The 21,715-nt window shown below is 68.4% G+C and carries 21 protein-coding genes; 6 read left to right on the top strand and 15 right to left on the bottom strand.

The window, feature by feature from the left end; translation table 11 throughout:
* Window positions 1-18 precede the first annotated feature (18 nt).
* The 7 genes from HZU84_RS20940 to HZU84_RS06690 all read right to left on the bottom strand — a co-directional run bounded on the left by HZU84_RS20940 (window position 19) and on the right by HZU84_RS06690 (window position 8,133).
* Window positions 19-2,220 carry a 3'-5' exonuclease gene (locus tag HZU84_RS20940; RefSeq protein ID WP_276528781.1) on the bottom strand — a complete coding sequence of 734 codons (2,202 nt, stop codon included), beginning with the start codon at window positions 2,218-2,220 and terminating at the stop codon, window positions 19-21.
* Complete coding sequence (locus tag HZU84_RS06715; protein ID WP_149504716.1) at window positions 2,217-2,627, bottom strand: response regulator transcription factor; 411 nt, start codon at window positions 2,625-2,627, stop codon at window positions 2,217-2,219. Before HZU84_RS06715 ends, HZU84_RS20940 begins: the two co-directional genes overlap by 4 nt.
* Window positions 2,624-5,317: a sensor histidine kinase gene (locus tag HZU84_RS06710; RefSeq protein ID WP_149504717.1), complete on the bottom strand. Its 2,694-nt coding sequence runs from the start codon at window positions 5,315-5,317 to the stop codon at window positions 2,624-2,626. Before HZU84_RS06710 ends, HZU84_RS06715 begins: the two co-directional genes overlap by 4 nt.
* Before the next feature lie 14 nt (window positions 5,318-5,331).
* Window positions 5,332-5,547 carry a hypothetical protein gene (locus tag HZU84_RS06705; protein WP_149504718.1) on the bottom strand — a complete coding sequence of 72 codons (216 nt, stop codon included), beginning with the start codon at window positions 5,545-5,547 and terminating at the stop codon, window positions 5,332-5,334.
* A 50-nt stretch (window positions 5,548-5,597) separates the two neighbouring features.
* Entirely contained in the window at window positions 5,598-5,987 is a 390-nt protein-coding gene (locus tag HZU84_RS06700) for a hypothetical protein (protein WP_149504719.1), read from the bottom strand.
* A 78-nt stretch (window positions 5,988-6,065) separates the two neighbouring features.
* Window positions 6,066-7,874 carry a sodium:solute symporter family protein gene (locus tag HZU84_RS06695; RefSeq protein ID WP_149504720.1) on the bottom strand — a complete coding sequence of 603 codons (1,809 nt, stop codon included), beginning with the start codon at window positions 7,872-7,874 and terminating at the stop codon, window positions 6,066-6,068.
* Between the two features lie 7 nt (window positions 7,875-7,881).
* Window positions 7,882-8,133 carry a DUF4212 domain-containing protein gene (locus tag HZU84_RS06690; protein WP_149504721.1) on the bottom strand — a complete coding sequence of 84 codons (252 nt, stop codon included), beginning with the start codon at window positions 8,131-8,133 and terminating at the stop codon, window positions 7,882-7,884.
* Window positions 8,134-8,406: 273 nt separating this feature from the next.
* Here HZU84_RS06690 and HZU84_RS06685 point away from each other — a divergent pair, with 273 nt between their 5' ends.
* Window positions 8,407-8,952, top strand: coding sequence for a PIN domain-containing protein (locus HZU84_RS06685; RefSeq protein ID WP_180692830.1), 546 nt, complete (start codon window positions 8,407-8,409; stop codon window positions 8,950-8,952).
* Here the strand turns inward: HZU84_RS06685 and HZU84_RS06680 are convergent.
* Together HZU84_RS06680 and HZU84_RS06675 are read right to left on the bottom strand one after the other, a co-directional pair.
* The gene (locus tag HZU84_RS06680; RefSeq protein WP_149504723.1) at window positions 8,930-9,952 is read right to left on the bottom strand and encodes an AEC family transporter; all 1,023 of its coding nucleotides are present in this window, start codon (window positions 9,950-9,952) and stop codon (window positions 8,930-8,932) included. The two genes, HZU84_RS06685 and HZU84_RS06680, sit on opposite strands and share 23 nt — an antisense overlap.
* A 59-nt stretch (window positions 9,953-10,011) precedes the next feature.
* A complete protein-coding gene (locus tag HZU84_RS06675) occupies window positions 10,012-12,633 on the bottom strand; it encodes a DNA topoisomerase III (protein WP_149504724.1) in 2,622 nt (873 codons plus the stop codon).
* Window positions 12,634-12,810: 177 nt separating this feature from the next.
* Here HZU84_RS06675 and HZU84_RS06670 point away from each other — a divergent pair, with 177 nt between their 5' ends.
* Genes HZU84_RS06670 through HZU84_RS06660 form a run of 3 tightly spaced genes read left to right on the top strand, consistent with a single transcriptional unit; the run spans window position 12,811 to window position 14,942 of the window.
* Complete coding sequence (locus HZU84_RS06670) at window positions 12,811-13,281, top strand: SET domain-containing protein (RefSeq protein ID WP_244954344.1); 471 nt, start codon at window positions 12,811-12,813, stop codon at window positions 13,279-13,281.
* Between the two features lie 45 nt (window positions 13,282-13,326).
* Entirely contained in the window at window positions 13,327-14,136 is an 810-nt protein-coding gene (locus HZU84_RS06665) for a biotin--[acetyl-CoA-carboxylase] ligase (RefSeq protein WP_180692829.1), read from the top strand.
* Window positions 14,130-14,942: an SPOR domain-containing protein gene (locus tag HZU84_RS06660; RefSeq protein WP_149504727.1), complete on the top strand. Its 813-nt coding sequence runs from the start codon at window positions 14,130-14,132 to the stop codon at window positions 14,940-14,942. The genes HZU84_RS06665 and HZU84_RS06660 overlap by 7 nt, the downstream gene beginning before the upstream one ends.
* A 94-nt stretch (window positions 14,943-15,036) precedes the next feature.
* Here HZU84_RS06660 and gap read toward each other — a convergent pair whose 3' ends face one another.
* Window positions 15,037-16,038 (bottom strand): type I glyceraldehyde-3-phosphate dehydrogenase, encoded by a 1,002-nt coding sequence (gene gap / locus HZU84_RS06655; RefSeq protein WP_149504728.1) that lies wholly within the window; start codon window positions 16,036-16,038, stop codon window positions 15,037-15,039.
* A 78-nt stretch (window positions 16,039-16,116) separates the two neighbouring features.
* Window positions 16,117-18,174, bottom strand: a complete 2,058-nt coding sequence (tkt, locus tag HZU84_RS06650; protein WP_149504729.1) for a transketolase — start codon at window positions 18,172-18,174, stop codon at window positions 16,117-16,119.
* A gap of 274 nt (window positions 18,175-18,448) precedes the next feature.
* On the opposite strand from tkt, the gene HZU84_RS06645 reads away from it, so the two are divergent.
* Window positions 18,449-19,036 (top strand): hemerythrin domain-containing protein, encoded by a 588-nt coding sequence (locus tag HZU84_RS06645; RefSeq protein ID WP_149504730.1) that lies wholly within the window; start codon window positions 18,449-18,451, stop codon window positions 19,034-19,036.
* A 31-nt stretch (window positions 19,037-19,067) separates the two neighbouring features.
* Here the strand turns inward: HZU84_RS06645 and HZU84_RS06640 are convergent, their stop codons facing one another.
* Together HZU84_RS06640 and HZU84_RS06635 are read right to left on the bottom strand one after the other, a co-directional pair.
* Complete coding sequence (locus tag HZU84_RS06640; RefSeq protein WP_149504731.1) at window positions 19,068-19,541, bottom strand: RES family NAD+ phosphorylase; 474 nt, start codon at window positions 19,539-19,541, stop codon at window positions 19,068-19,070.
* Window positions 19,538-20,086, bottom strand: a complete 549-nt coding sequence (locus HZU84_RS06635; protein ID WP_149504732.1) for an antitoxin Xre/MbcA/ParS toxin-binding domain-containing protein — start codon at window positions 20,084-20,086, stop codon at window positions 19,538-19,540. The genes HZU84_RS06640 and HZU84_RS06635 overlap by 4 nt, the downstream gene beginning before the upstream one ends.
* A gap of 155 nt (window positions 20,087-20,241) precedes the next feature.
* On the opposite strand from HZU84_RS06635, the gene HZU84_RS06630 reads away from it, so the two are divergent.
* The gene (locus HZU84_RS06630) at window positions 20,242-20,403 is read left to right on the top strand and encodes a hypothetical protein (protein ID WP_310734036.1); all 162 of its coding nucleotides are present in this window, start codon (window positions 20,242-20,244) and stop codon (window positions 20,401-20,403) included.
* A gap of 16 nt (window positions 20,404-20,419) precedes the next feature.
* Here HZU84_RS06630 and HZU84_RS06625 read toward each other — a convergent pair whose 3' ends face one another.
* Together HZU84_RS06625 and HZU84_RS21100 are read right to left on the bottom strand one after the other, a co-directional pair.
* Window positions 20,420-21,058, bottom strand: coding sequence for a hypothetical protein (locus tag HZU84_RS06625; protein ID WP_149504733.1), 639 nt, complete (start codon window positions 21,056-21,058; stop codon window positions 20,420-20,422).
* Between the two features lie 80 nt (window positions 21,059-21,138).
* On the bottom strand, window positions 21,139-21,636 hold the full coding sequence (locus HZU84_RS21100; RefSeq protein ID WP_180692828.1) for an HNH endonuclease: 498 nt from the start codon (window positions 21,634-21,636) through the stop codon (window positions 21,139-21,141).
* Between the last annotated feature and the right edge of the window lie 79 nt (window positions 21,637-21,715).

Genomic DNA, 21,715 nt, shown 5'->3' with positions numbered 1-21,715 from the left:
GCGCCGAGCCGCTCAGTCTCAGTACTTCAGCCGCGCGTAATAGCTCTGCTGCTGCGCCTGACGGGCCTGACCCAGGGTGTGGATGCCCTGCTCGGCCAGCAGCGGAATCAGCTTCAGGAAGACCTCGGCGGTCACCATCGCGTCGCCCAGCGCGGTGTGGCGTCCGATCACCGTGATGCGGAAACGCTCGGCGATGGCCTCGAGCCGATGCGACTCCTGGTGCGGATGCACCACCGCCGACAGCAGCAGCGTGTCGAGCACCGGATGGTCGAAGCGCAGGCCGGTGCGCGCCTCCTTGAGCTGCAGGAAGCGCATGTCGAAGGCCGCGTTGTGCGCCACCAGCACCGTGTCGCGGGCAAAGGCATGAAAGACCGGCAGCACCCGATCGATCGTCGGCTGGCCGCGCACCATGTCCGGCTGGATGCCGTGGATCGGAATCGAGGCGGCCGGAATCGACCGGCACGGATCGACCAGCTGCTCGAAGGACTCCTGGCGCAGCAGCTTGCCGTTGACCACCCGCGCCGCGCCGATCTGGATGATCTCGTCGCCCTCGGCCGGATTCAGCCCGGTCGTCTCGGTATCGAAGACGGTATAGGCCAGATCGATCAGGCGCATCGCGTCGAGCGCATCGCCGGCGGCGGCGGCATCGCGCCGGGAGAACAGGTCGAAGTCGTAGTACTCGGGACGGCTCTGGCTGTGGACGAAGCTCATCGCCGCGGCCGCCGCAGGCGCCTCGGCGCAGGGCAGCAGGAAGCGGAAGAAGGCCTGGTGGCGCACCCGCTCGCGCTCGAACCAGAACTCGCCGCCGTGGCGATGCACCACATCGCGCACCGACAGCGTGCTGCCGCCGCCCTCGCCGACGCTCATGTTGTCCATCTCCCAGCTCATCACCGTCTCGGTGCTCATCGCCGGGCCGGACCAGACCAGATCCAGGCGGGCCCGGCTGCCGGCCGCCGCCAGACGCAGCCAGAACTGCCGCACCTCATGCTCGGACACGAGGCGATCGGCCAGATAGGCCAGCGCCAGCAGCAGCGAGTAGCTGTCGACCCGCAGCCAGACCGCCGGATCGACCTCGTCGGCCAGCACCCGCAGCGCGGCCCCCTCGCCCGCCCGTGCGCCGATGCGTCGCTGCGCCAGCGCGATCAGGTCGGCGCCATGCATCTCCTCGAGCGGCCAGCGCGTGCCCATGTCGTGCGCGCTGAGCTGCGACCAGCGATAGACCCGGTCGCTCATGCGCAGCGCCTCCTCCCGGATCACCGCCAGGAAGCGTTCGCGGGTGGCCGGATCGATGTCCTGGAAGTCGAGCATCTCGACGGCCGCCTGCAGATTGCCCAGCGCGGAGCGCTGCGCCTCCATCATCTCGTTGAGCTGGCGGTCGCGGGCGGACTCCTGCTCGAAGTCGCGGGTGATGTTCTCCACCATCAGCACGAAGCCGTCGATGTCCGGCGGCTCGGCCCCCGAGCGCACCGGGGTCAGATGCACCCGCAGCAGCTGGCCGGCCGCCGTCGCGGTCACGAACTGGGCGGCCGGCCGGGCATCGCCGCGCAGCAGACGGTCGCGGGCCTGCTCCAGCGCGTGCGCGACCAGATGCCGGTCCAGCACCGAGTAGACCGAACGCCCCAGGCCGACCAGCTCGGCGCCGCCCGCCACCGGCAGTCCGCCGGACAAGGCGCCGAGCTGCTGGCGCGCCTGGCTGTTGTAGAGCAGGATGCGGCCGTCGAGATTGCAGACCACCACGCTCTGCGTCAGCTCCGACATCAGCGCGGCCAGCCGGTTGCGCTCCTGCTCGACATGGGCGCTGGCCTCGCGGACCTGCTGCGCCATCTCCTGACGCAGCAGGCGACGCTGGCGGACCAGCTCGTTGAAGGCCAGCGCCAGCCCCTGCTGGGCTGCGGTGCCGCGCGGCCGCAGCTCGCGCTCGACATCGGTGCTCAGCAGCACCCGGGCCTCTTCGAGCAGCGCATCGGCGCTGCTGAAGCCGAACTGCCAGAACCGCGCCGCGGCCCAGGCCACCAGGCCCAGCAGGGCCAGCGTCGCCAGCAGCAGCAGCGGCAGCCGGGGCAGCAGATGCTGCTGCAGCCAGGCCCGCTCCGCCGCGTCGAGGGTCGAGACGATCAGCGCGCCGGCCAGCCCGGACCACAGCAGCAGCCCCGCAGCGGTGACCGCCACCCCGAGCCCGACCGCACGGCGCGCGCCGGGAATCGGTCGGCGCGCGCTCACCGCCCGCTCCGCGTCCCGGCCTCGGCCAGCAGCGCGCGCACCCGCTCGACCAGATCGCGGGTCGAGAAGGGCTTGGTGATGTAGGCATCGGCCCCGAGCGCCAGGCCCTTGGCCACATCGGTCTCGCGGCCCTTGGCGGTCAGCATCAGGATGCGGGTGGCCGCCAGGGCCTCGTCGGCGCGCACCGCCTGGCAGACCTCGAAGCCGCTCTTGCCCGGCATCATCACGTCGAGCAGCACCAGATCGGGCCGCTCCCGCTGCACCGCGGCCAGGGCCTGGGTGCCGTCGGCCGCGACACAGGTGCGCAGGCCTTCGCGCTTCATCAGGAATTCCAGCGACAGCAGGATGTTGGGCTCGTCATCGGCGATGAGAACCAGGGGCGGATCGATGTGCGGGGATGGGGTCATGGCTGTCTCCTTGCTCTTGTGCCGGGCTCCTGTGCCTGGCTCTTCGGACCCGGGTCGGCAGCCCACGCTAGCGTGAACGCGAAGCAGGCGCCTTGTCCCGCATCAGGCTCCAGCCACAGCCGCCCGCCCAGGCGCTCGATGATCTGGCGGCTGATCGGCAGCCCCAGTCCGGTGCCCTGAGGCCGGCTGCCGGCCTGATCGCCCTGGCGGAAGCGCTCGAAGATCAGCTCGCGCTGCTCGCGGGGCACGCCGGGGCCGTTGTCCTGCACCCGCACCGTCACCCCGGCAGCATCGGCGAGCAGGCTGAGCCGGACCTGCCCCCCCGGGCTGGGCACGAACTTGACCGCATTGCCGAGCAGGTTCATCAGCACCTGCATCAGCCGGTCGGCATCGGTGCGCAGCGGGCGCACCTGCGCGGGCAGCTCCAGCGTCAGCCGGGCACCGCGCTCGCGGAACAGCTCGGCGGTGGCCTGCGCGGCCTGCTCGATCAGCGCCCGCGGATCGACCTCGGTCGCATGCCACTGGGCATGCCCGGACTCGATGCGGGCCAGATCCAGCACCTGCCCGACCAGCCGGGAAAGCCGTTCGGTCTCGGCCACGACGATGCCCAGGAAGCGCTGGCGATCGGCCACGGCCATGTCGGGATCGTCGCGCATCATTTCCGACAGGGCACGGATCGAGGTCAGCGGCGTGCGCAGCTCATGGGTCACCGAGGACATGAAGTCGTCCTTGAGCCGGTCGAGGCTGCGCAGCTGCTCGTTGGCCTGCCGCAGCTGCAGGGCCTCCTGCTGCAGCCGCCTCACGTCGTCGTGGTCCAGCGGCTCCTCCTCGACCACGCCGGCGACCATCGCACGGGCGCTGGCGCTGCCGATCGCGCCCGCCAGCTGGGTCTCGACGAACTGCACCCAGCGCGCATCGATCTCGCCGGGGCTCGCGGTGCCGGCCTGCGCCGCCAGCACACGCGCCTGGGCCGCGAAGAGCGCATCGGCCCGGTCCGCACCGACGAAGCGCGCCAGCAGCTGCCGCAGCGCCTGCGGGCTCACCCGCCCGCGCCAGAACACCGGCATCTCGCGCTGCGGCGGCGTCACGAAGAGCAGGGCCTGCGAAGCCTCGCGCGCCGAGGGGCCGCGCCACAGCGACAGCACGCCATAGGCGGTCGCATTGAGCAGCAGGCTCCAGAACAGCGAATGCGTCAGCGGGTCGAGCCCCTGCAGGCCCAGCAGGGCCTCGGGGCGCAGCAGGGCCAGACCGGCCGGCCCCTCGTGCAGGAACCGATCATCCAGCCCGCCCGAGCGGGCGATCGAGGGCAGCATCAGCGTCCAGAACCAGGTCGCGAAGCCCAGCACCAGGCCGGCCAGCGCGCCCAGCCGGGTGCCGCCGCGCCAGTACAGGCCGCCCAGCACCGCAGGCGCGAACTGCGCCACCGCCGCGAAGCTGATCAGCCCGATGTTCACCAGGGCCTGACCCTCGCCGGCCAGGTGGTGGTAGGCATGGCCCATCAGCAGAACCACCACGATCGTGACCCGACGCACCCGCAGCAGCACGCGACCGAGATCGTCCTGCCGGGTGCGGCGCAGCAGCCAGGGCAGCACCAGATCATGGCTGACCATGGTCGCGACCGCGATCGTCTCGACCACCACCATGCCGGTGGCGGCCGACAGCCCGCCCAGGAAGACCAGCAGCGCCAGCATCTCCTGGCCCTGCGACAGCGGCAGGGCCAGCACGAAGGTCTCGGGATTGGCTGCGCCAGGGCCGAAATGCAGCAGCCCGCCCAGCGCGATCGGCAGCACGAACAGGTTGATCAGCAGCAGATAGAGCGGAAAGGCCCAGCTGGCACGGCGCAGATGGCGCTCGTCGACGTTCTCCACCACCATCACCTGGAACTGCCGGGGCAGCAGCAGCACCGACAGCATCGCCAGCAGGGTCAGGGTCGCCCATTGCAGCGCGTCGGTGCCACGGGCGTGCTCGCCGTCAGGCCGCAGGCTCAGCAGCGCGGCCAGCTCGGGCACCGCCAGCGCCTGGCCGAACAGGTCGGCCGGCCCGGCGAACAGCCCCCAGGTGACAGATACCCCGACCGCCAGAAAGGCCAGCAGCTTGACCACCGACTCGAAGGCGATCGCGGCCACCATGCCCTCGCGGCGCTCGGAGGCATCGACATGGCGCGCGCCGAAGACGATCGTGAAGGCCGCCAGCACCAGCGCCAGCACCAGCGAGCCGTCCAGCCCTGTGGAGGGCGTCAGCGGCGTCGCCGTCACCAGGGCAAAGGCGCTGCCCACCGCCTTGAGCTGCAGCGCGATGTAGGGAACGATGCCGACCACGGTGATCAGCGTGACCAGCCCGCCCAGCAGCCGGCTCTTGCCGTAGCGGCTGGCGACCAGATCGGCGATCGAGGTGATGCGGTACTGGCGCGACAGCCGGATCATGCGGCGCACCACCAGCCAGGCCAGCACCATCGCCAGCGTCGGCCCCAGATAGATCGGCAGGAAGGCCAGTCCGGCACTGGCCGCCCGCCCGACGCTGCCGAAGTAGGTCCAGGCGGTGCAGTAGACCCCGATCGACAGGGTGTAGACCCACGGGTTGTCGATCAGGGAACGACCGACGCGGGCCCGGCGCTCGGCATGCCGAGCCACCATGAACAGCAGCAGCAGGTAGGCAGCTGAGACCGCAAGGACCAGCGGGATCGACAGCATGACGGGCAGACAGGTCAGGGCGAATCGGCAGGATTGCCTGTGCCGGCGCCTTCGAGCAGCCAGGCCAGCAGCCCGATCAGGATGCCCCAGAGCAGGAACAGCGCCAGCGGCAGCAGCGGCAGCCCGGCCACCTGCAGCGGCACGTCCCACAGCAGCAGCAGCGGAAAGTTCAGCAGCAGCCCGCCCGCCACGAAGACCGCGCCCAGCCGCCGCCCTGGCCGTCCGGTCATGTCCCCGGTCATTTCATGCTCTGGTGCCGCGGGCACCCATCGCGCTCAGCTCAGCTCCGCTGCGTGCGCACCGTGGTCGCGGCCTTGTCCGCAGCCTGGCGAGCGCCCAGGCCGTGAGCCTGGCGGCCGAGCGCGAAGCTGGCGAAGAACTTGCACCAGATGGTGGTGCCGGCAACCGCGTTCCAGGTCTCGAAATCGAGCAGTCCCAGCACGACCGACACGATCACGTAGACCACGATCACCCCGGCGAGCAGGTTGATCATCAGCTCGTACGGCGCCCATCGCGAGGCGTCCGCCGGCGGTTCCCCGCGCTTGAGGGCCACCTCGGAGAAATCCCGCTTCACCCCGATGCGCCAGGCGCGGCGCAGCCAGAAATACGCCATCGGGAACAGCGCGAGAAACAGGATCCAGGTCAGCGCGACCGAGACGTCGAACACCATGAGTGAGCTCCTTCAGGAAGAAGGCCCCGCCCGCTCGCGCAGGCAGGGCCTCGATCAGGCGATCAGGAAATCAGCCGATCAGTGGGCACCATCGACCAGCTTCGAGCCGCGCGGGATGCGCACCGCCTCGACCATGGCCTGGATGTGGGCCGGCGGCTCCTTGGTGACCTTGTCGACCAGGAAGGCGACCAGGAAGTTCACCATCGCACCGACCGCACCGATGGCTTCCGGCGTGATGCCGAAGAAGCTGTTCGGGCCACCGATGGCGTCGACGTACTCCGTGCCCTTGACGAAGAAGATGCCCTTGTGTGCGAACACATAGAACAGCGTCACCAGCAGACCCGCCAGCATGCCGGCCATCGCGCCTTCCTTGTTCATCTTCTTGGAGAAGATGCCCATCATGATCGCCGGGAACAGCGAGGAAGCGGCGATGCCGAAGGCCAGCGCGACCGTGCCAGCGGCGAAGCCGGGCGGGTTCAGGCCCAGCCAGCCCGAGATCACGATCGCCACGGCCATCGCGACCTTGCCGACCAGCAGCTCGTTCTTCTCGCTGATGTTCGGCGCGAACACGCCCTTGACCAGGTCATGCGACACGGCCGAGGAGATCGCCATCAGCAGACCCGCAGCGGTGGACAGCGCGGCAGCCAGACCACCCGCCGCGACCAGCGCGATCACCCAGTTGGGCAGCAGCGCGATCTCGGGGTTGGCCATCACCATGATGTCCGGGTTGACGGTCAGCTCGTTGCCCTTCCAGCCGGCGGCTTCGGCCTTGGCCTTGGCGTCGGCATTCTTGGTCTTGTCGTTGTAGTACTGGATGCGGCCGTCGCCGTTCTTGTCCTCGAACTTCAGCAGGCCGGTCTTTTCCCAGCGCTTCATCCAGTCAGGACGATCCTCGGCCTTCAGGCTGGCATCCGGCGCGTACAGGTCGCCACCGGCCTTGACGGCGGTGTTGACGGTGGCGTGCAGGTTCAGCTTGGCCATCGCGGCCACGGCCGGAGCGGTGGTGTACAGGATGGCGATGAAGATCAGCGCCCAGCCCGCCGACGAGCGTGCATCCTTCACCGACGGAACGGTGAAGAAGCGCATGATCACGTGCGGCAGACCGGCGGTGCCGATCATCAGCGACAGCGTGTACATGAACATGTTCAGCATGCTGTCGTTCGGCACCGAGGTGGTGTACTTGCCGAAGCCGAGGTCGGTGACGACCTGGTCGAGCTTGGCCAGCAGCGACATGTCGGTGCCGCTGAAGGTGCCGCCCAGGCCCAGCTGCGGCAGGAAGTTGCCGGTCAGCTGCAGCGAGATGAATACCGCCGGGATCGTGTAGGCGAAGATCAGCACGATGTACTGCGCCACCTGGGTGTAGGTGATGCCCTTCATGCCGCCGAACACCGCGTACAGGAACACGATGGCCTGGCCGATGTAGATGCCAGTGTCGCTGGACACGTTCAGGAAGCGCGAGAACGCCACGCCCACGCCCGTCATCTGGCCGATGATGTAGGTGGTCGAAGCGGTCAGCAGGCAGATCACCGCCAGCGTCGACGCCGACTTCGAGTAGAAGCGGTCGCCGATGAACTGGGGCACGGTGAACTTGCCGAACTTGCGCAGGTAGGGCGCCAGCAGCATCGCCAGCAGGACATAGCCGCCGGTCCAGCCCATCAGGAACAGGCCGCCGCCGTAGCCCATGTTGGCGATCAGGCCGGCCATCGAGATGAACGACGCGGCGCTCATCCAGTCGGCTGCGGTGGCCATGCCGTTCATCTTCGGGCCGATGGCGCCGCCGGCGGCGTAGAACTCCGAGGTCGAGCCCGCACGGGCCCAGATCGCGATGCCGATGTAGAGCGCGAAGCTCAGACCGACCACGACGTAAATGGTGGTTTGAAGATCCATGATGGCCTCAGTCCTCGTGCACGTCGAACTGGCGGTCGATGTCGCCCATCTTCTTCGCGTAGTAGAAGATCAGCGCGATGAAGACGTAGATCGATCCCTGGTGAGCGAACCAGAATCCGAGCGGATAGCCGCCGAGATGGATGCCGTTGAGCGCGTCCGCGAACAGGATGCCTGCCCCGAACGACACCAGGAACCAGATCACCAGTATTCGCCCGAGCAGACCGAGCGTGGCATTCCAGTAGCCGTTGCTGTTGTCCATTGTTGTCTCCTTTCTCCATTGAGCCGCCGGACCCTGGGGCCGACGGAAGAGGACACGTGGAGTGCCGAACCGCTGCCCGTGCAGTTCGCCAATGATCCCCATCAACATGTCGAAACAAACTTTGTTGGCCTTGGCTTACAGCTAACTGATAAGCAGGCCGGGGACAAACCCGGGGGAAGTCGCGAACTAACGCACGCCGCAGACGATCCGGGGATGGCGACATGGCAGCGGTACCGCGATGATCTGCGCTCCCTGAGCCGCATTTTCGAGACGATGCCGACACTGCCTGGATCGGGCCCCAACCCGGGATCCCCGGATGAATCGTCCTTCATCACCCTCTCCTGCGGTCCCGAATCGACCTGCAGCGGCGGCTCGCGTCCGCCCCGGGTGGTGATCGACACCGCGGTCATCGTCTCGGCCCTGGTCTTCGGGGGCAGCCAGTCGACGCGGCTGCGCCGGGCCTGGCGCCACGGCTACTGCCGGCCGATGCTGTGCCGGGCCACGCTGATCGACCTGATGCAGGCCCTGGCCCGGCCGGAGTTCGGCTTCACCCCGCATGAGCAGCAGACGCTGCTGGGCGAGTTCCTGCCCCATGCGCTGAAGGTGCGGGCCCCCGGCGTGATGCCGCCCGATGCCAGCCAGCCGCTGATGCTGCCGTTCGTGCAGCTGGCCCTGGCCGGGCGCGCCCATGTGCTGGTGAGCGCGGATGCGGCGCTGCTGACCGCGCGCGGCACCACCCTGCCCTTTCCGGTGATGGCGCTCGAGCCGTTCCTGCTGATGCTGCGCGACAGCCCGATCAACCCGCAGCCGCTGCGCTGAAGCCGCTGCGGCCCCACAGCTCGAGCAGCGTCAGCCACAGCGGCGCGCTCAGCATGAAACCGGCGGTCGACAGCACGATCACCGTGCTGGCCTCGGCCTCGCGAACCTGATAGCGCTGCGCGAACAGCATCGCGTTGCTGCCGGTCGGCAGCGCTGCCGCCAGCACCAGCACCGACAGCGCCAGCCCGTCGAGCCGGAACACCAGCACCGCCGAGGCCGCCACCAGCGCCGGCAGCAGCAGCAGCTTCATCGCCGCGATCGCGGCCGAGCGGCGCCAGCGCTCGCCCAGGCCGTACTGCGCCAGCGACACCCCGATCAGCGCCAGGCACAGCGGCACGCCCGCCTGCGCCAGCATGCCGCTGACCTCGTCGAGCAGCCGCGGCAGCGGCAGGCCCAGCGCGTTCCAGCCCAGGCCGGCGAGCACCGGCAGCGTGACCGGATGGATCAGCGACTGGCGCAGGATGGTCAGCAGCATCGCGCCGAGCGGCGGCCGGGCCGCGCCGGCCGCCCGCGCCGCGGCCCGCGCCAGCGCGATCTCGGCCAGCACCGTCTGCGCGCTCAGCAGCACCAGCGCATGCAGGCTGACGATGGCGATGTGCAGCTGCAGCCCGGCCTCGCCGAACATCGCCGCGGCGAACGGCAGGCCGACCTGCACCGTGTTGCCGAAGCTGGCGGTCACCGCGCTGACCGCCGACGCGGCCGGGCCGTCCTGCAAGGCCCGCGCATCGTCGCGGTCGCGCCGGGCGACGCCCAGCCGCACCAGCAGGCTCCAGAGCAGCAGCGGCGCGAAGAAGGCCAGCAGCAGCGTCCACGGCAGATGCGCCAGATCCACCTTCGCCATCGAGCGGAACAGCAGCGCCGGCACGAAGACCAGGAAGGCGAGATTGGACAGCGCGCGCAGGCCGACAGCGCCGCCGGTCAGCCCGGCGCGGGCCGCACCGAAGCCGATGCCGCCGACGATGAACAGCGCCAGCAGCCGCAGGAAGAGATCGAGCGTCATGCCCCGAGCCTAGGCCGCGGCGGCCCGGGTGCGGCTACGTGGAACCCGCGACGGCGGGATCAGGCCGGCGTCTTCTTCGCCGCCACCTTGCCCGCCGCCTTCTTCGCCGGGAACTTGGCCGCGCGCGGCTCGAACTCGAACACCACCTTGCCCTCCTTGCGGTCGTAGGTCAGGAAGGCCTTGAAGGCGCGGCGGGTCTTGTTCGAGATGAAGCCCTCGAGCAGGTCGGTCTTGCCGGTGGCCAGCAGCTTCGTCACCTGCGCCGGCTCGATGGTCTGCTGCAGGATGACCTTGCCGGTCTTGAAGTCGCAGGTCGCGGCGGTGCCGACCGAGCGCTCGCAGACATAGTTGCTGCCGTGCTCGTGCACCGGGCTGCCGCACTTCGGGCAGGCGCCCAGCGAGGGCTGGCCGGACAGGTCGACCGGCTCGGCCGCCTCCTCGGCCTCCTTGCGCGCGTCGTCGCCGAAGTCGAACTCCAGCTTCCAGCGGCCGGGCACGGTGTCGTCGTTGACCAGCTTCAGCTCGGCGGTGAAGGGCCAGCCAGCCTTGGAGCGGAAGCCCTCGAGCGGGCCGATGTGGTGCTCGCGCAGGAAGGTCTCGGCCTCGTGCAGCTCGAAGCTGCGCCCGCCGGGAATCTTGCCGATCGAGAAGCCGCAGCCCGCCTCATGGCCCTCGGCGGCGGCGCCCTGGCCGTGGCCGGTGCAGGCGAAGCGGCGGTAGTTCTCCTTGATCACGCCGCCGCAGTTCGGGCAGGGCGCGGCCAGCGTCGCGTAGTCGCCCGGAATGGTGTCGCGGTCGTATTCCTTGGCCTTGACGACGATGCGCCGCGCCATGTCGGCGATGGCGTGCATGAACTGCTCGCGGCTGAGCTGCCCCTTCTCCATCTGCGCGAGCTGCTGCTCCCACTGGCCGGTCAGCTCGGGCTTGGTCAGGTCCTCCACCGCCAGGCCGCGCAGCAGTGTCATCAGCTGGAAGGCCTTGGCGGTCGGCACCAGGTCGCGGCCGTCGCGCAGCAGGTACTTCTCGGTGATCAGGCCTTCGATGATGGCCGCGCGGGTGGCCGGCGTGCCCAGGCCCTTCTCCTGCATCGCGGCCTTGAGCTCCTCGTCGTCGATCAGCTTGCCCGCGCCTTCCATCGCGCTCAGCAGCGTCGATTCGTTGTAGCGCGCCGGCGGCTTGGTGCGCAGCGCCGACAGCGTCACCTCCTCGGCCACCACCGTCTCGCCCGGACGCACCGCGACCAGGTTGGCGTCCTCGCCGGCGGCTTCCTTGCCGTAGACCGCCATCCAGCCCGGATTGACCAGCACCTTGCCGTTGGTCTGGAAATGGTGCGTCTGGCCGGCCGCCTCGACCTGCGTCACCCGGGTGGTGACCATGAACTCGGCCGACGGGTAGAACACCGCGATGAAGCGCTTGACCACCAGGTCGTAGAGCTTGGCCTCGATCTCGGTCAGCGCCTTCGGGGCCTGCAGCGTCGGGATGATCGCGAAGTGGTCCGAGATCTTGCTGTTGTCGAAGATGCGCTTCGTCGGCTTGACATAGCCGGCGCCCAGCGCCTTGCCGGCGTGGCGCGAGAGCTCCTGCAGCGGGCCCGGCATCGACTCGGCGGCGATCATCTCCAGCGTCTGCTTCGCCACGCTCACATAGTCCTCGGGCAGCGCGCGTGCGTCGGTCCGCGGGTAGGTCAGCACCTTGTGCTTCTCGTAGAGCGCCTGCGCGATCGACAGCGTGGTCTTGGCCGAGAAGCCGAAGCGCGAGTTGGCCTCGCGCTGCAGCGTCGTCAGGTCATACAGCAGCGGGCTGGCCTGGGTGCTGGGCTTGGCCTCCTCGCGGACGGTGCCGCTGCGCGAGCGCACCGCCTGCGCGATGGCCTCGGCCTCGGCCTGCGTCCACAGGCGGTCGGCGCGGCGCTCGGCATCGTCGTCCTTCCTGAACTTCGGATCGAACCACTTGCCCTCGTAGACGCCGGCCTCGGCGCCGAACTCGGCGCGCACTTCCCAGTAGTCGCGCGCGACATGCTTGCGGATCTTCTCCTCGCGCTCGACCATGATGGAGAGCGTCGGCGTCTGCACCCGCCCGACGGTGGTCAGGAAGAAGCCGCCGTCGCGCGAGTTGAACGCGGTCATCGCGCGGGTGCCGTTGATGCCCACCAGCCAGTCGGCCTCGGAGCGGCTGCGCGCCGCGTCCGCCAGGCCGCGCATGTCGGCATCCGAGCGCAGCTTCTGGAAGCCGTCGCGGATGGCCTGCGGCGTCATGCTCTGCAGCCACAGCCGGCTCACCGGCTTGCTGCCGACCTTGGCGCCCAGCGCGTACTGCTCGATCAGCCGGAAGATCAGCTCGCCCTCGCGGCCCGCGTCGCAGGCGTTGATCAGCGCGGTCACATCCTTGCGCTTGACCAGCTTGACCACCGCGCTCAGGCGGCTCTTGGTCTTGTCGATCGGCGCCAGCTCGAAGTGCGGCGGCAGCACCGGCAGGTGCGCGAAGCTCCACTTGCCGCGCTTGACGTCGAACTCCTCCGGCGCCTTGATCTCGACGAGGTGACCGACGGCCGAGGTCACGACGAACTGGTCGTTCTCGAAATGGTCGTCGTGCTTCTCGAACTTGCCATACACGGGTGTCAGCGCGCGCACGATGTCCTGCGCGACCGACGGCTTCTCGGCGATGACGAGTGACTTGCTCATGATGAGTTGATGCTGATCGAAACCTGTCGAAACCTGCAGCCCCGACCGACTCCCCGTCAGGCTGCTTCATACAATCGGCGCTATACGCGCACGCATGCACGCATCCGCATGCACATGCGCACACCCGCACGCGCCCACACATCCAATCTAACCAGAACTCGCGCCGCCATGCCGTCGATGAAAGAACCGGCCCCAGCGCGCCCGCGCCGGCGCATCCAGGTGCGCCGCTCCGGCGTGCACGGCCGCGGCGTCTTCGCCGAAGTGGCGATCGCGCAGGGCGAGATCATCCTGGAATACGCCGGCGAGGTGATCGACTGGGACGAGGCCCTGCGACGCCATCCGCGCGACGCGTCCGACCCGAACCATACCTTCTACTTCCACCTCGAGGACGGCCGGGTCATCGACGGCGGCGTGCGCGGCAACTCCGCGCGCTGGATCAACCATGCCTGCGAGCCCAACTGCGAGAGCGAGGAGCAGGCCGGGCGCATCTTCATCCGCGCGCTGCGCGACATCGCCGCCGGCGAGGAGCTGTCCTTCGACTACCGGCTCGTGATCGATGGCCGCCACACCCCGAAACTGAAGAAAGCCTACGCCTGCCACTGCGGATCGCCGAAGTGCCGCGGTACGATGCTCGGCCCGAAGCGCTGAAACCGAGCGCTGACGCCGCTTGCCCCCGATCCCCCCGACATCCTCATGAACCGACCGCTGCACTGGGACCCCGAGACGCTGTGGCAGACGCTGGAGCCGCTGGCACCGGGGCTGAGCGTCGAGATCCTGCCGGAGACCGGCTCGACCAGCACCGCGCTGCTCGAGCGCAGCCGCCGGGGACTCACCGAGCCCTGCCTGCTGCTGGCCGAGCGCCAGACCGCCGGGCGCGGCCGGCTCGGCCGCTCCTGGTGGTCGGATGCGGCGCTCGGCAGCGCGCTGACCTTCTCGCTGGGCCTGCGGCTGGCGCCGGCCGACTGGAGCGGGCTGTCGCTGGTGGTCGGCCTGACGCTGGCCGAGGCGCTGGATCCGGCGGGCGAGCATCTCGGCCTGAAATGGCCCAACGACCTGTGGCTGCGCGGCCAGGACCGCAAGCTCGGCGGCCTGCTGATCGAGGTCGCGCCGCTGGCCGATGCGCTCAGCGCGCAGGAGCGCTGGCTGGTGATCGGCATCGGCCTGAACATCGCGCCGCTGCCGGTCGGCATCGCCGACCCGGCGCTGTTCCGCACCGGCCACGCCGGGCTGCAGGAGATCGACCCGACGCTGGACGCACCGGCGGCGCTGCACCGCGTCGCCGCGCCGCTGCTGCGCGCGGTGCTGGACTTCGGCGCGCAGAGCGGCGCGGCCGCGCTGGCGCGCTTCGCCACGCGCGACGTGCTGGCCGGGCGCCGGGTGCAGGTCGGCGAGCTGACCGGCATCGCCAGCGGCATCGCCCATGACGGCGCGCTGCTGCTGCGCGACGAGGCCGGCCGGCTGCAGGTGGTCCACAGCGGCGAAGCGAGCGTGCGGCCATGCTGAGACCGCTGGTGATGCTGCTGCTGGCGGCCAACATCGGCTTCTGGGCCTGGTCGCAGGGCGCGCTCGACGGCCTGACCGGCGTGCCGCACGACAGCGACCGCGAGCCGCAGCGCCTGGCCGCGCAGATCGCGCCGGAGCGGCTGGAGATCCTGCGCACCGAGCTGCCGGCCTCCGCCGCGCCGGAAGCCGCCAGCGCCGCGTCCGCAGCGCACGGCGCGGCGTCGGCCGCATCGGCCACGGCCGCAGCCGCCGCGTCATCCGCCGCCTCGACGGTTGCCGCGGCTTCCGCACCGCCTGCCGAAGCCAGCGCCGCCGCGCTCACCCCGCCGACGGCCGCGCCGGTACCGACCGTCTGCCTGGAGGCCGGCCCCTTCAATGCCGCCGAATGGCGCACCGCCCAGGTCGCGCTGCGCCGGGTGCTCGACGACAGCAGCTGGACGCTGACCAGCCGCGAGAAGGCCGGCACCTGGATGGTCTATGTCGGCCCGTACAAGAGCCGCGAGATCATGGCGCGCCGCGCCGACCAGCTGCGCCAGCTCGAGATCGCCTTCGAGGAGGCGCGCGACCTGCCCGACGAATACATTCCCGGCTTCGTCTTCGGCCGCTACGGCGTCGAGGCCGATGCCCGCGCGCTGCAGACCCGCCTGAGCTCGCAGAAGATCCGCTATGTGCGGGTGGTGCCGCTGGTGCGGCCCGCCGTCAGCCACACCGTGCGCATCCCGAAGGCCGACCCGGCCATGCGCGCCCGGCTGGCCGCGCTCAAGCCGCGCCTGAGCGGCAACGCCTTCGAGCCCTGCGGGCGCTGACACCGCCGGCAGCGCTGGACAAGAAAGAAAAAGGGCTCCCTCGGGAGCCCTTCGTTCATCAGCAGCGGCAGCGGATCGCCACCGCGCCCGGCGATCAGCCGGCGATGACGCGCGCCATTTCCAGGCACTTGTTCGAGTAGCCCCACTCGTTGTCGTACCAGGACACGACCTTCACGAAGGTCTTGTCCAGCGCGATGCCGGCTTCGGCGTCGAACACCGAGGTGCAGCTCTCGCCGCGGAAGTCGGTCGCGACGACCTTGTCTTCCGTGTAGCCCAGCACGCCCTTCATCGCGCCTTCCGACGCGGCCTTCATGGCGGCGCAGATGTCGGCGTAGGAGGCTTCCTTGTCCAGCTCGACGGTCAGGTCGACGACCGACACGTCCGAGGTCGGCACGCGGAAGGCCATGCCCGTCAGCTTGCCCTTGAGCACCGGCAGCACGACGCCGACGGCCTTGGCGGCACCGGTCGACGACGGGATGATGTTCTCGAGGATGCCGCGGCCGCCGCGCCAGTCCTTGTTGGACGGGCCGTCGACGGTCTTCTGGGTGGCGGTGGCGGCGTGCACGGTGGTCATCAGGCCGCGCTTGATGCCGAAGCTGTCGTTCAGCACCTTGGCGACCGGCGCCAGGCAGTTGGTGGTGCACGAAGCGTTCGAGATGATCGCCTGGCCGTCGTAGGTCTCGTGGTTGACACCGTAGACGAACATCGGGGTGTCGTCCTTCGACGGGGCCGACAGGATGACCTTCTTCGCGCCGGCCTTCAGGTGGGCCTCGGCGGTTTCCTTGGTCAGGAACAGGCCAGTCGACTCGATGACGATGTCGGCGCCGACTTCGTCCCACTTCAGCTCGGCCGGGTTCTTCACCGCGGTCAGGCGGATCGGCTTGCCGTTGACGACCAGGGTGTTGCCTTCGACGGCGACGTCACCCTTGAAGCGGCCGTGCACCGAGTCGTACTTGAGCATGTACGCCAGGTAGTCCGGCTCCAGCAGGTCGTTGATGCCGACGATCTCGATGTCGTTGGCGAAGTTCTGCACCGCAGCGCGGAACACCATGCGGCCGATGCGGCCAAAACCGTTGATACCGATCTTGATGGTCATGGAAGGACTCCTGGGTAAGAAAAACCGGAACTAGCCTGGAAAAATCGGGCAAATCGATCGAGTGTCAGCCCGAAAGCGTCACTTGCCGAGGACTTTCCGCACGGTGGCCACGACGTTGTCCGTCGTGAAGCCGAAGTGCTGGAACAGCACGCCGGCCGGGGCCGACTCGCCGTAGGTGTCGATGCCGATCACCGCCGCGCAGCCGTACTTCCACCAGAAGTCGGTCACGCCGGCCTCGACCGCGATGCGCGGCACGCCCGCGGGCAGCACCTCGGACTTGTACTTGACGCTCTGGCGATCGAAGACGGTGGTCGAGGGCATCGAGACCACGCGCACCGCGATGCCGTCCTTGGCCAGCTCGGCCTGGGCGGCCACCGCCAGCTGCACTTCCGAGCCGGTGGCGACGATGACGGCGGCCGGGGCCTTGTCGTCCTTCTTCTTGAAGCCGATGTCCGACGGGTGGGACAGCACGTAGGCGCCCTTGGTGATCTCGTCGGCGCCGGTCTTGGCGGCGTAGGGCAGGTTCTGGCGGCTCAGCAGCAGCGCGCTGGGGCGGTTGCGGTTGGCCAGCGCCATCGTCCAGGCCACCGCGGTCTCGCAGGTGTCGGCCGGGCGCCAGACGTCCAGGCCCGGGATCAGGCGCAGCGAGGCGGCGTGCTCGACCGACTGGTGGGTCGGGCCGTCCTCGCCCAGACCGATCGAGTCGTGGGTGAAGACGTGGACCACGCGCTGCTTCATCAGCGCGGCCATGCGGATGGCGTTGCGGCTGTAGTCGCTGAAGGTCAGGAAGGTGCCGCCGTAGGGGATGAAGCCGCCGTGCAGCGCGATGCCGTTCATGATCGCGGCCATGCCGAACTCGCGCACGCCGTAGTTGATGTGGCGGCCACCGACGCCGGCCTCGTTCTTCACGACCGCGCCGGTCTCGTCGAAGCGCAGGTTGGGCGTCGACTTGGTGTTGGTCAGGTTCGAGCCGGTCAGGTCGGCCGAGCCGCCCAGCAGCTCCGGCAGCTTCGCGGTGAAGTGCTCCAGCGCGATCTGGCTGGCCTTGCGGCTGGCGACCGTCTCGGCCTTCTCGTGCGCGGCGGCAACCGCCTCGACCGAGATGTCGGCGAAGTTGTCCGGCAGGTCGCCGGCCATGCGGCGCTCGAACTCGACCGCCAGCGCGGGGAAGTCGCGCACGTACAGCGAGTAGCGGTCTTCCCACTCGGCCTGGGCGGCGGCGCCGGCCTCGCGGCAGTCCCAGGCGGCGGCGACGTCGGCGGGAATGGTGAACGGCTCGGCCGACCAGCCGATGGCCTCGCGGGTCAGCGCGATCTCGGCGGCGCCCAGCGGCTCGCCGTGGGCCTTCGAGGTGTTGGCGCGGTTCGGCGAGCCCTTGCCGATGTGGGTCTTGCAGACGATCAGCGTCGGCTTGTCGGCGCTTTGCTTGGCCTGGGCGATCGCGGCGTCGACCGCGTCGATGTCATGGCCGTCGACCGGGCCGATGACGTTCCAGCCGCAGGCGGCGAAGCGCTGCGGGGTGTTGTCGATGAACCAGGGCGCGACCTGGCCGTCGATCGAGATGCCGTTGTCGTCGTACAGCGCGATCAGCTTGTTCAGCTTCCAGGCGCCGGCCAGCGCGACCGCCTCGTGGCTGATGCCCTCCATCAGGCAGCCGTCGCCCAGGAAGGCGTAGGTGCGGTGGTCGACGATGACGTGACCGTCGCGGTTGAACTCCGACGCCAGCAGCTTCTCGGCCAGCGCCATGCCCACGGCGTTGGTGATGCCCTGGCCCAGCGGGCCGGTGGTGGTCTCCACGCCGGGGGTGATGCCGACTTCCGGGTGGCCCGGGGTCTTGCTGTGCATCTGGCGGAAGGCCTTGAGGTCGTCCATCGACAGCGCGTAGCCGGTCAGGTGCAGCAGCGCGTAGATCAGCATCGAGCCGTGGCCGTTCGACAGCACGAAGCGGTCGCGGTCCAGCCACATCGGATCGGCCGGGTTGTGCTTGAGGTGACGCTTCCACAGCGCGACCGCGATGTCGGCCATGCCCATCGGGGCGCCGGGGTGGCCGGAGTTGGCCTGCTGCACGGCGTCCATGGCCAGTGCGCGGATGGCGTTGGCCATCGAGGTGGGGAGAGAAACGGTGGTGGCGGCCATGGGCGCGATCTGCTGTGGAGGAGGGATCGAGGGGAGGAATCCGCGATTTTACGGCCCGGCGCGAACACGCCCCTTGATCTGGGCTTCGCGAGGCCGGCCATTGCGGCCCGGGTTCGGCGCGGGTGCGGCACCGGCGTGGCCGCGCATCGTGCCCGTGCGCCGGCGCTCACGTCAACGCGGATTGACCCCGGTCAAGGGCTCGCGGCCCGGGCCTGCGAATCTTGCGGGCGCCGCCCGCCCCCTTGTCCGGCCCCTCAGCTCAGGAGACTTCCGCATGACGACCACCCCGCTCTCGATCCGCGTCATCCGCGACGAACACCAGGCGCTGCGCGCGATGCTCGACTCGCTGCGCCTGATGCTGCGCCGCCAGCGTGACCAGGACAGCACGCCGCGCTTCGACGTGATCCGCGCGATGCTGTTCTACATCGACGAATTTCCCGAGCGGCTGCACCACCGCAAGGAGAGCGAGCTGCTGTTCCCGCTGATCCGCCAGCACAGCGACACGGCCGCCGACATCCTCGACCGCCTCGACCGCGACCACCGCGCCGGCGAGCGCGCCATCCGCGATCTCGAGCGCGCGCTGCTGGCCTGGGAAATGATCGGCGAGAGCCGCCGCATCGACTTCGAGACCGCGCTCGACCGCTATCTCGACTTCTACGCCGCGCACATGCGCCTGGAGGAAGAGGTGGTGCTGCCGCTGGCCCAGCAGGTGCTCGGCGAGGCCGACTGGCGCACGCTCGACGCCGCCTTCGCCGAGAACCGCGACCCGCTGACCGGCCACCCGCCGTCGCACGAATACGAGCAGCTCTTCAGCCGCATCGTGCGCACCGCGCCGGCGCCGATCGGGTTGGGGGAGGCGTGAGGGCGAGAACGGGGGCTACGGGAGACCGTCCCTAGGCGCGAAACAGCTTGTTGTACTCGAAGGGCCGGACCACCTTTGCAGTGATCTTGCACGACATCGGGTGCAAGGGATTGATGAGCGCAGCGGGCTCCTCGGGAACGATGACCGACGGCACCAGCAGGATGGGCGTTCGCAGCGAGGTCAACCAGTCTGCCCCGAACTGGACGCTGGCCCGGCCCGCCGGAATGGCCGACCAGGCAGGAGGCAGCGCTGCCGGCTTGACCTCCTCACGCAGCGCCCAGACCTCGTCGGGCACGTCGATCTCGACCAGAAAGCGATTCAGCGGCAGGCCGGCATCATCGATGTGTGCGGCCGTCTCCAGAACGGCGATCGCAATGGTTGGTGCGCTGTAGACCACGGCCTGTTTCTGTTCGTTCCAGCGCCCGGGCGACACAGCCGCCCCCCCGCCGCTCAGGCTGTCTGCCGGATAGCTGCGCGTCTCGGCCGCGATGCGCCAGAGCTTCACAGATAGGCTCCGCTGCGCATCGCCCCCAGCAGCTGCGCAACGATCTCCACCCCCGTGGGCGTGTCCAGATAATCCGCCGGCTTGCGCCCGCCCAGGGCAGGCTGAGGGCGCTCGATCCACTGGCCCAGCCACTTCACCGTGTCGAAGTTGCTGGCCTCCGCGGCGGTGCTGTCGTGCACGATGTCCTGGGCGATGCGCAGCAGCTTGATCATGCCGATCGCGGCCAGGCCGGCACGGCCGTCCACGACGCCGCCAGCCACCGACTTGCGCGCGGCCGTCGCGGGGGGAATGCGCAGCATGGAAAACACCCTCGAGGAGGGCAGCTCCATGCGCTTGGAGAGGTCCGTGATGAAGGCGCCCGCAACGCCCGCCCGCTCCATCTCGACCATCTGCATCGGCGTCGCCTCATGCACCTGCTTGAGGTAGGCATCGATGCCCTGGCTGCGGTTGTAGGCCAGCGTCGAGCCGCCGGCCTGACCGAGCGCCGTTGCCGCAATGGTCCGGGTGCCCTTGCTGGTGGTCCGCTTGCCGGTCGCGAGTGCCATGATCGCTGCTCCTGTTGGCTATCAATTGAGAAAAATTCTAATACCAAATGATTGCATGCGCGGCCTGAGTTTGACACAAACCGATGCAAGTGCTTGATTCGTATGGGACACGCAGTCAGAATTGCCACCACAGCGGAGGTGGTTGGGCGTCGGTGGTGCAGCAGGTGCTCGGCGAGGCCGACTGGCGCACGCTCGACGCCGCCTTCGCCGAGAACCGCGACCCGCTGACCGGCCACCCGCCGTCGCACGAATACGAGCAGCTCTTCAGCCGCATCGTGCGCACCGCGCCGGCGCCGATCGGGCTGGGGGAGGCGTGAGGGCGAGTGTTTAACTTCAGGTTGGAGTCCGCCCGGCCATCGGAGCGCGATGGTACCCCTGTGACTTCTGAACGTCGCCAAGAATATTTTCCAGATGATCACGAAGGTCGTAGTCATCATCAGGATCCAGAGGCGAGATGCTTGGTGAAGCGCCGTGTCGCGTTCTTAGGTCGCGAGCAAGATCTAGAGCGCGGAGGCCGAGACGACCAAACCTCAGACTTCGCGCCTGAAAGAACTCCTCATAAAAAGGTGGATCCGCCACAAACTCACTCACACCGTCTAAGTACGCATGGGCTCGCTGAGCAAGATGCGGCAACTCCAGGATTCGCATTAGCAAGTCCTTCGGAACGAGGCGCCACTCATAGGCGGAGTAGTCAAATTTGAAATCTGGCGTGGAGTGGCGAACGACATACTGCTCTTGACCGTGGCTTTTAATTTCGGGTTCGCCGTGATCGCCAGCTGCAAGCGCACAGCGGATAGCGAAATCTTCTAGATCAGCGGCAAGCCGAAGCGCCACAAAAGTTCGTTGCTCCCCGTCTTTCAATCTTTGTACGTACCAGTCCCGCCCGAACGAGAGGCCTGTCCCTAAGAGTGCGGCAGCGGCTCCGATGGCTGCGGCCAAAAGTGGGGTAGCGGCTGAGGCCTCGGATAACATTTTTGGACGCCTATAACGTGAAAGTCACCGGCGCTGCGCGGCTTTATCGCGCAGCATCCAGTAGACAACAGGGTTGTGCCTCATAGATCGACGGTACCAAGCGAAGCAATGTATTCAAGCCCCTTGTGCGTAATGCTGATGTAATCTGGGTTTGACTTCATTCCACCACTTGTGACACCAGCAGGGGTTGTTGTGTACTGAACGTAGTCGGACTCTATAAGACGCTTAAGTAAGAGCATATTAAAAGGCGCCCACATAAGTTTTTGACCTGCAGCCCTAGCACACTCAAAAAGCATGTCTACTTCTAGTTGCGAAAACCGATCATGGGTGAATCGCAAGTTAGCCTTGTAGTGATACAAGGACTTTCGATCGATCTCATTTGCCTTGTGAGCCCGCCTATGGCAGTTAGGGCAGAGCGCAATGAGATTTGCGTATTCGTGTTTCTGGCAGGTCTCCCAGGGCACGATATGATGAACGTCAACATCGATGTGCCGACAGGTAGGGATAGCGCATCTGTGTCCAGCCTCAACAAGCACACGGCGCCGCAGTTCGGCTGGGATCGGAGGGCGATCACTCATGGTAATTCCTTGATGCTTAACAAATAAAATAGCCATTTCCTCGCACCGGATCCAGCGCGGAGGGTTATTCAGTTGATCA

Source organism: Sphaerotilus sulfidivorans (assembly GCF_013426975.1).
In the GTDB taxonomy this organism is placed as follows: Bacteria; Pseudomonadota; Gammaproteobacteria; order Burkholderiales; family Burkholderiaceae_C; genus Sphaerotilus; species Sphaerotilus sulfidivorans.
The sequence above is the reverse complement of the archived record's forward strand: the minus strand, read 5'-3'. Positions and strand labels throughout refer to the sequence as shown.

Bases quoted from the DNA above. Each gene is read 5' to 3' on its own strand.
- HZU84_RS06715 (WP_149504716.1), bottom strand. From the start codon at position 2,627: ATGACCCCATCCCCGCACATCGATCCGCCCCTGGTTCTCATCGCCGAT.
- HZU84_RS06710 (WP_149504717.1), bottom strand. From the start codon at position 5,317: ATGCTGTCGATCCCGCTGGTCCTTGCGGTCTCAGCTGCCTACCTGCTG.
- HZU84_RS06705 (WP_149504718.1), bottom strand. From the start codon at position 5,547: ATGACCGGACGGCCAGGGCGGCGGCTGGGCGCGGTCTTCGTGGCGGGC.
- HZU84_RS06700 (WP_149504719.1), bottom strand. From the start codon at position 5,987: ATGGTGTTCGACGTCTCGGTCGCGCTGACCTGGATCCTGTTTCTCGCG.
- HZU84_RS06695 (WP_149504720.1), bottom strand. From the start codon at position 7,874: ATGGATCTTCAAACCACCATTTACGTCGTGGTCGGTCTGAGCTTCGCG.
- HZU84_RS06690 (WP_149504721.1), bottom strand. From the start codon at position 8,133: ATGGACAACAGCAACGGCTACTGGAATGCCACGCTCGGTCTGCTCGGG.
- HZU84_RS06685 (WP_180692830.1), top strand. From the start codon at position 8,407: ATGCCGACACTGCCTGGATCGGGCCCCAACCCGGGATCCCCGGATGAA.
- HZU84_RS06680 (WP_149504723.1), bottom strand. From the start codon at position 9,952: ATGACGCTCGATCTCTTCCTGCGGCTGCTGGCGCTGTTCATCGTCGGC.
- HZU84_RS06675 (WP_149504724.1), bottom strand. From the start codon at position 12,633: ATGAGCAAGTCACTCGTCATCGCCGAGAAGCCGTCGGTCGCGCAGGAC.
- HZU84_RS06670 (WP_244954344.1), top strand. From the start codon at position 12,811: ATGAAAGAACCGGCCCCAGCGCGCCCGCGCCGGCGCATCCAGGTGCGC.
- HZU84_RS06665 (WP_180692829.1), top strand. From the start codon at position 13,327: ATGAACCGACCGCTGCACTGGGACCCCGAGACGCTGTGGCAGACGCTG.
- HZU84_RS06660 (WP_149504727.1), top strand. From the start codon at position 14,130: ATGCTGAGACCGCTGGTGATGCTGCTGCTGGCGGCCAACATCGGCTTC.
- gap (WP_149504728.1), bottom strand. From the start codon at position 16,038: ATGACCATCAAGATCGGTATCAACGGTTTTGGCCGCATCGGCCGCATG.
- tkt (WP_149504729.1), bottom strand. From the start codon at position 18,174: ATGGCCGCCACCACCGTTTCTCTCCCCACCTCGATGGCCAACGCCATC.
- HZU84_RS06645 (WP_149504730.1), top strand. From the start codon at position 18,449: ATGACGACCACCCCGCTCTCGATCCGCGTCATCCGCGACGAACACCAG.
- HZU84_RS06635 (WP_149504732.1), bottom strand. From the start codon at position 20,086: ATGGCACTCGCGACCGGCAAGCGGACCACCAGCAAGGGCACCCGGACC.
- HZU84_RS06625 (WP_149504733.1), bottom strand. From the start codon at position 21,058: ATGTTATCCGAGGCCTCAGCCGCTACCCCACTTTTGGCCGCAGCCATC.
- HZU84_RS21100 (WP_180692828.1), bottom strand. From the start codon at position 21,636: ATGAGTGATCGCCCTCCGATCCCAGCCGAACTGCGGCGCCGTGTGCTT.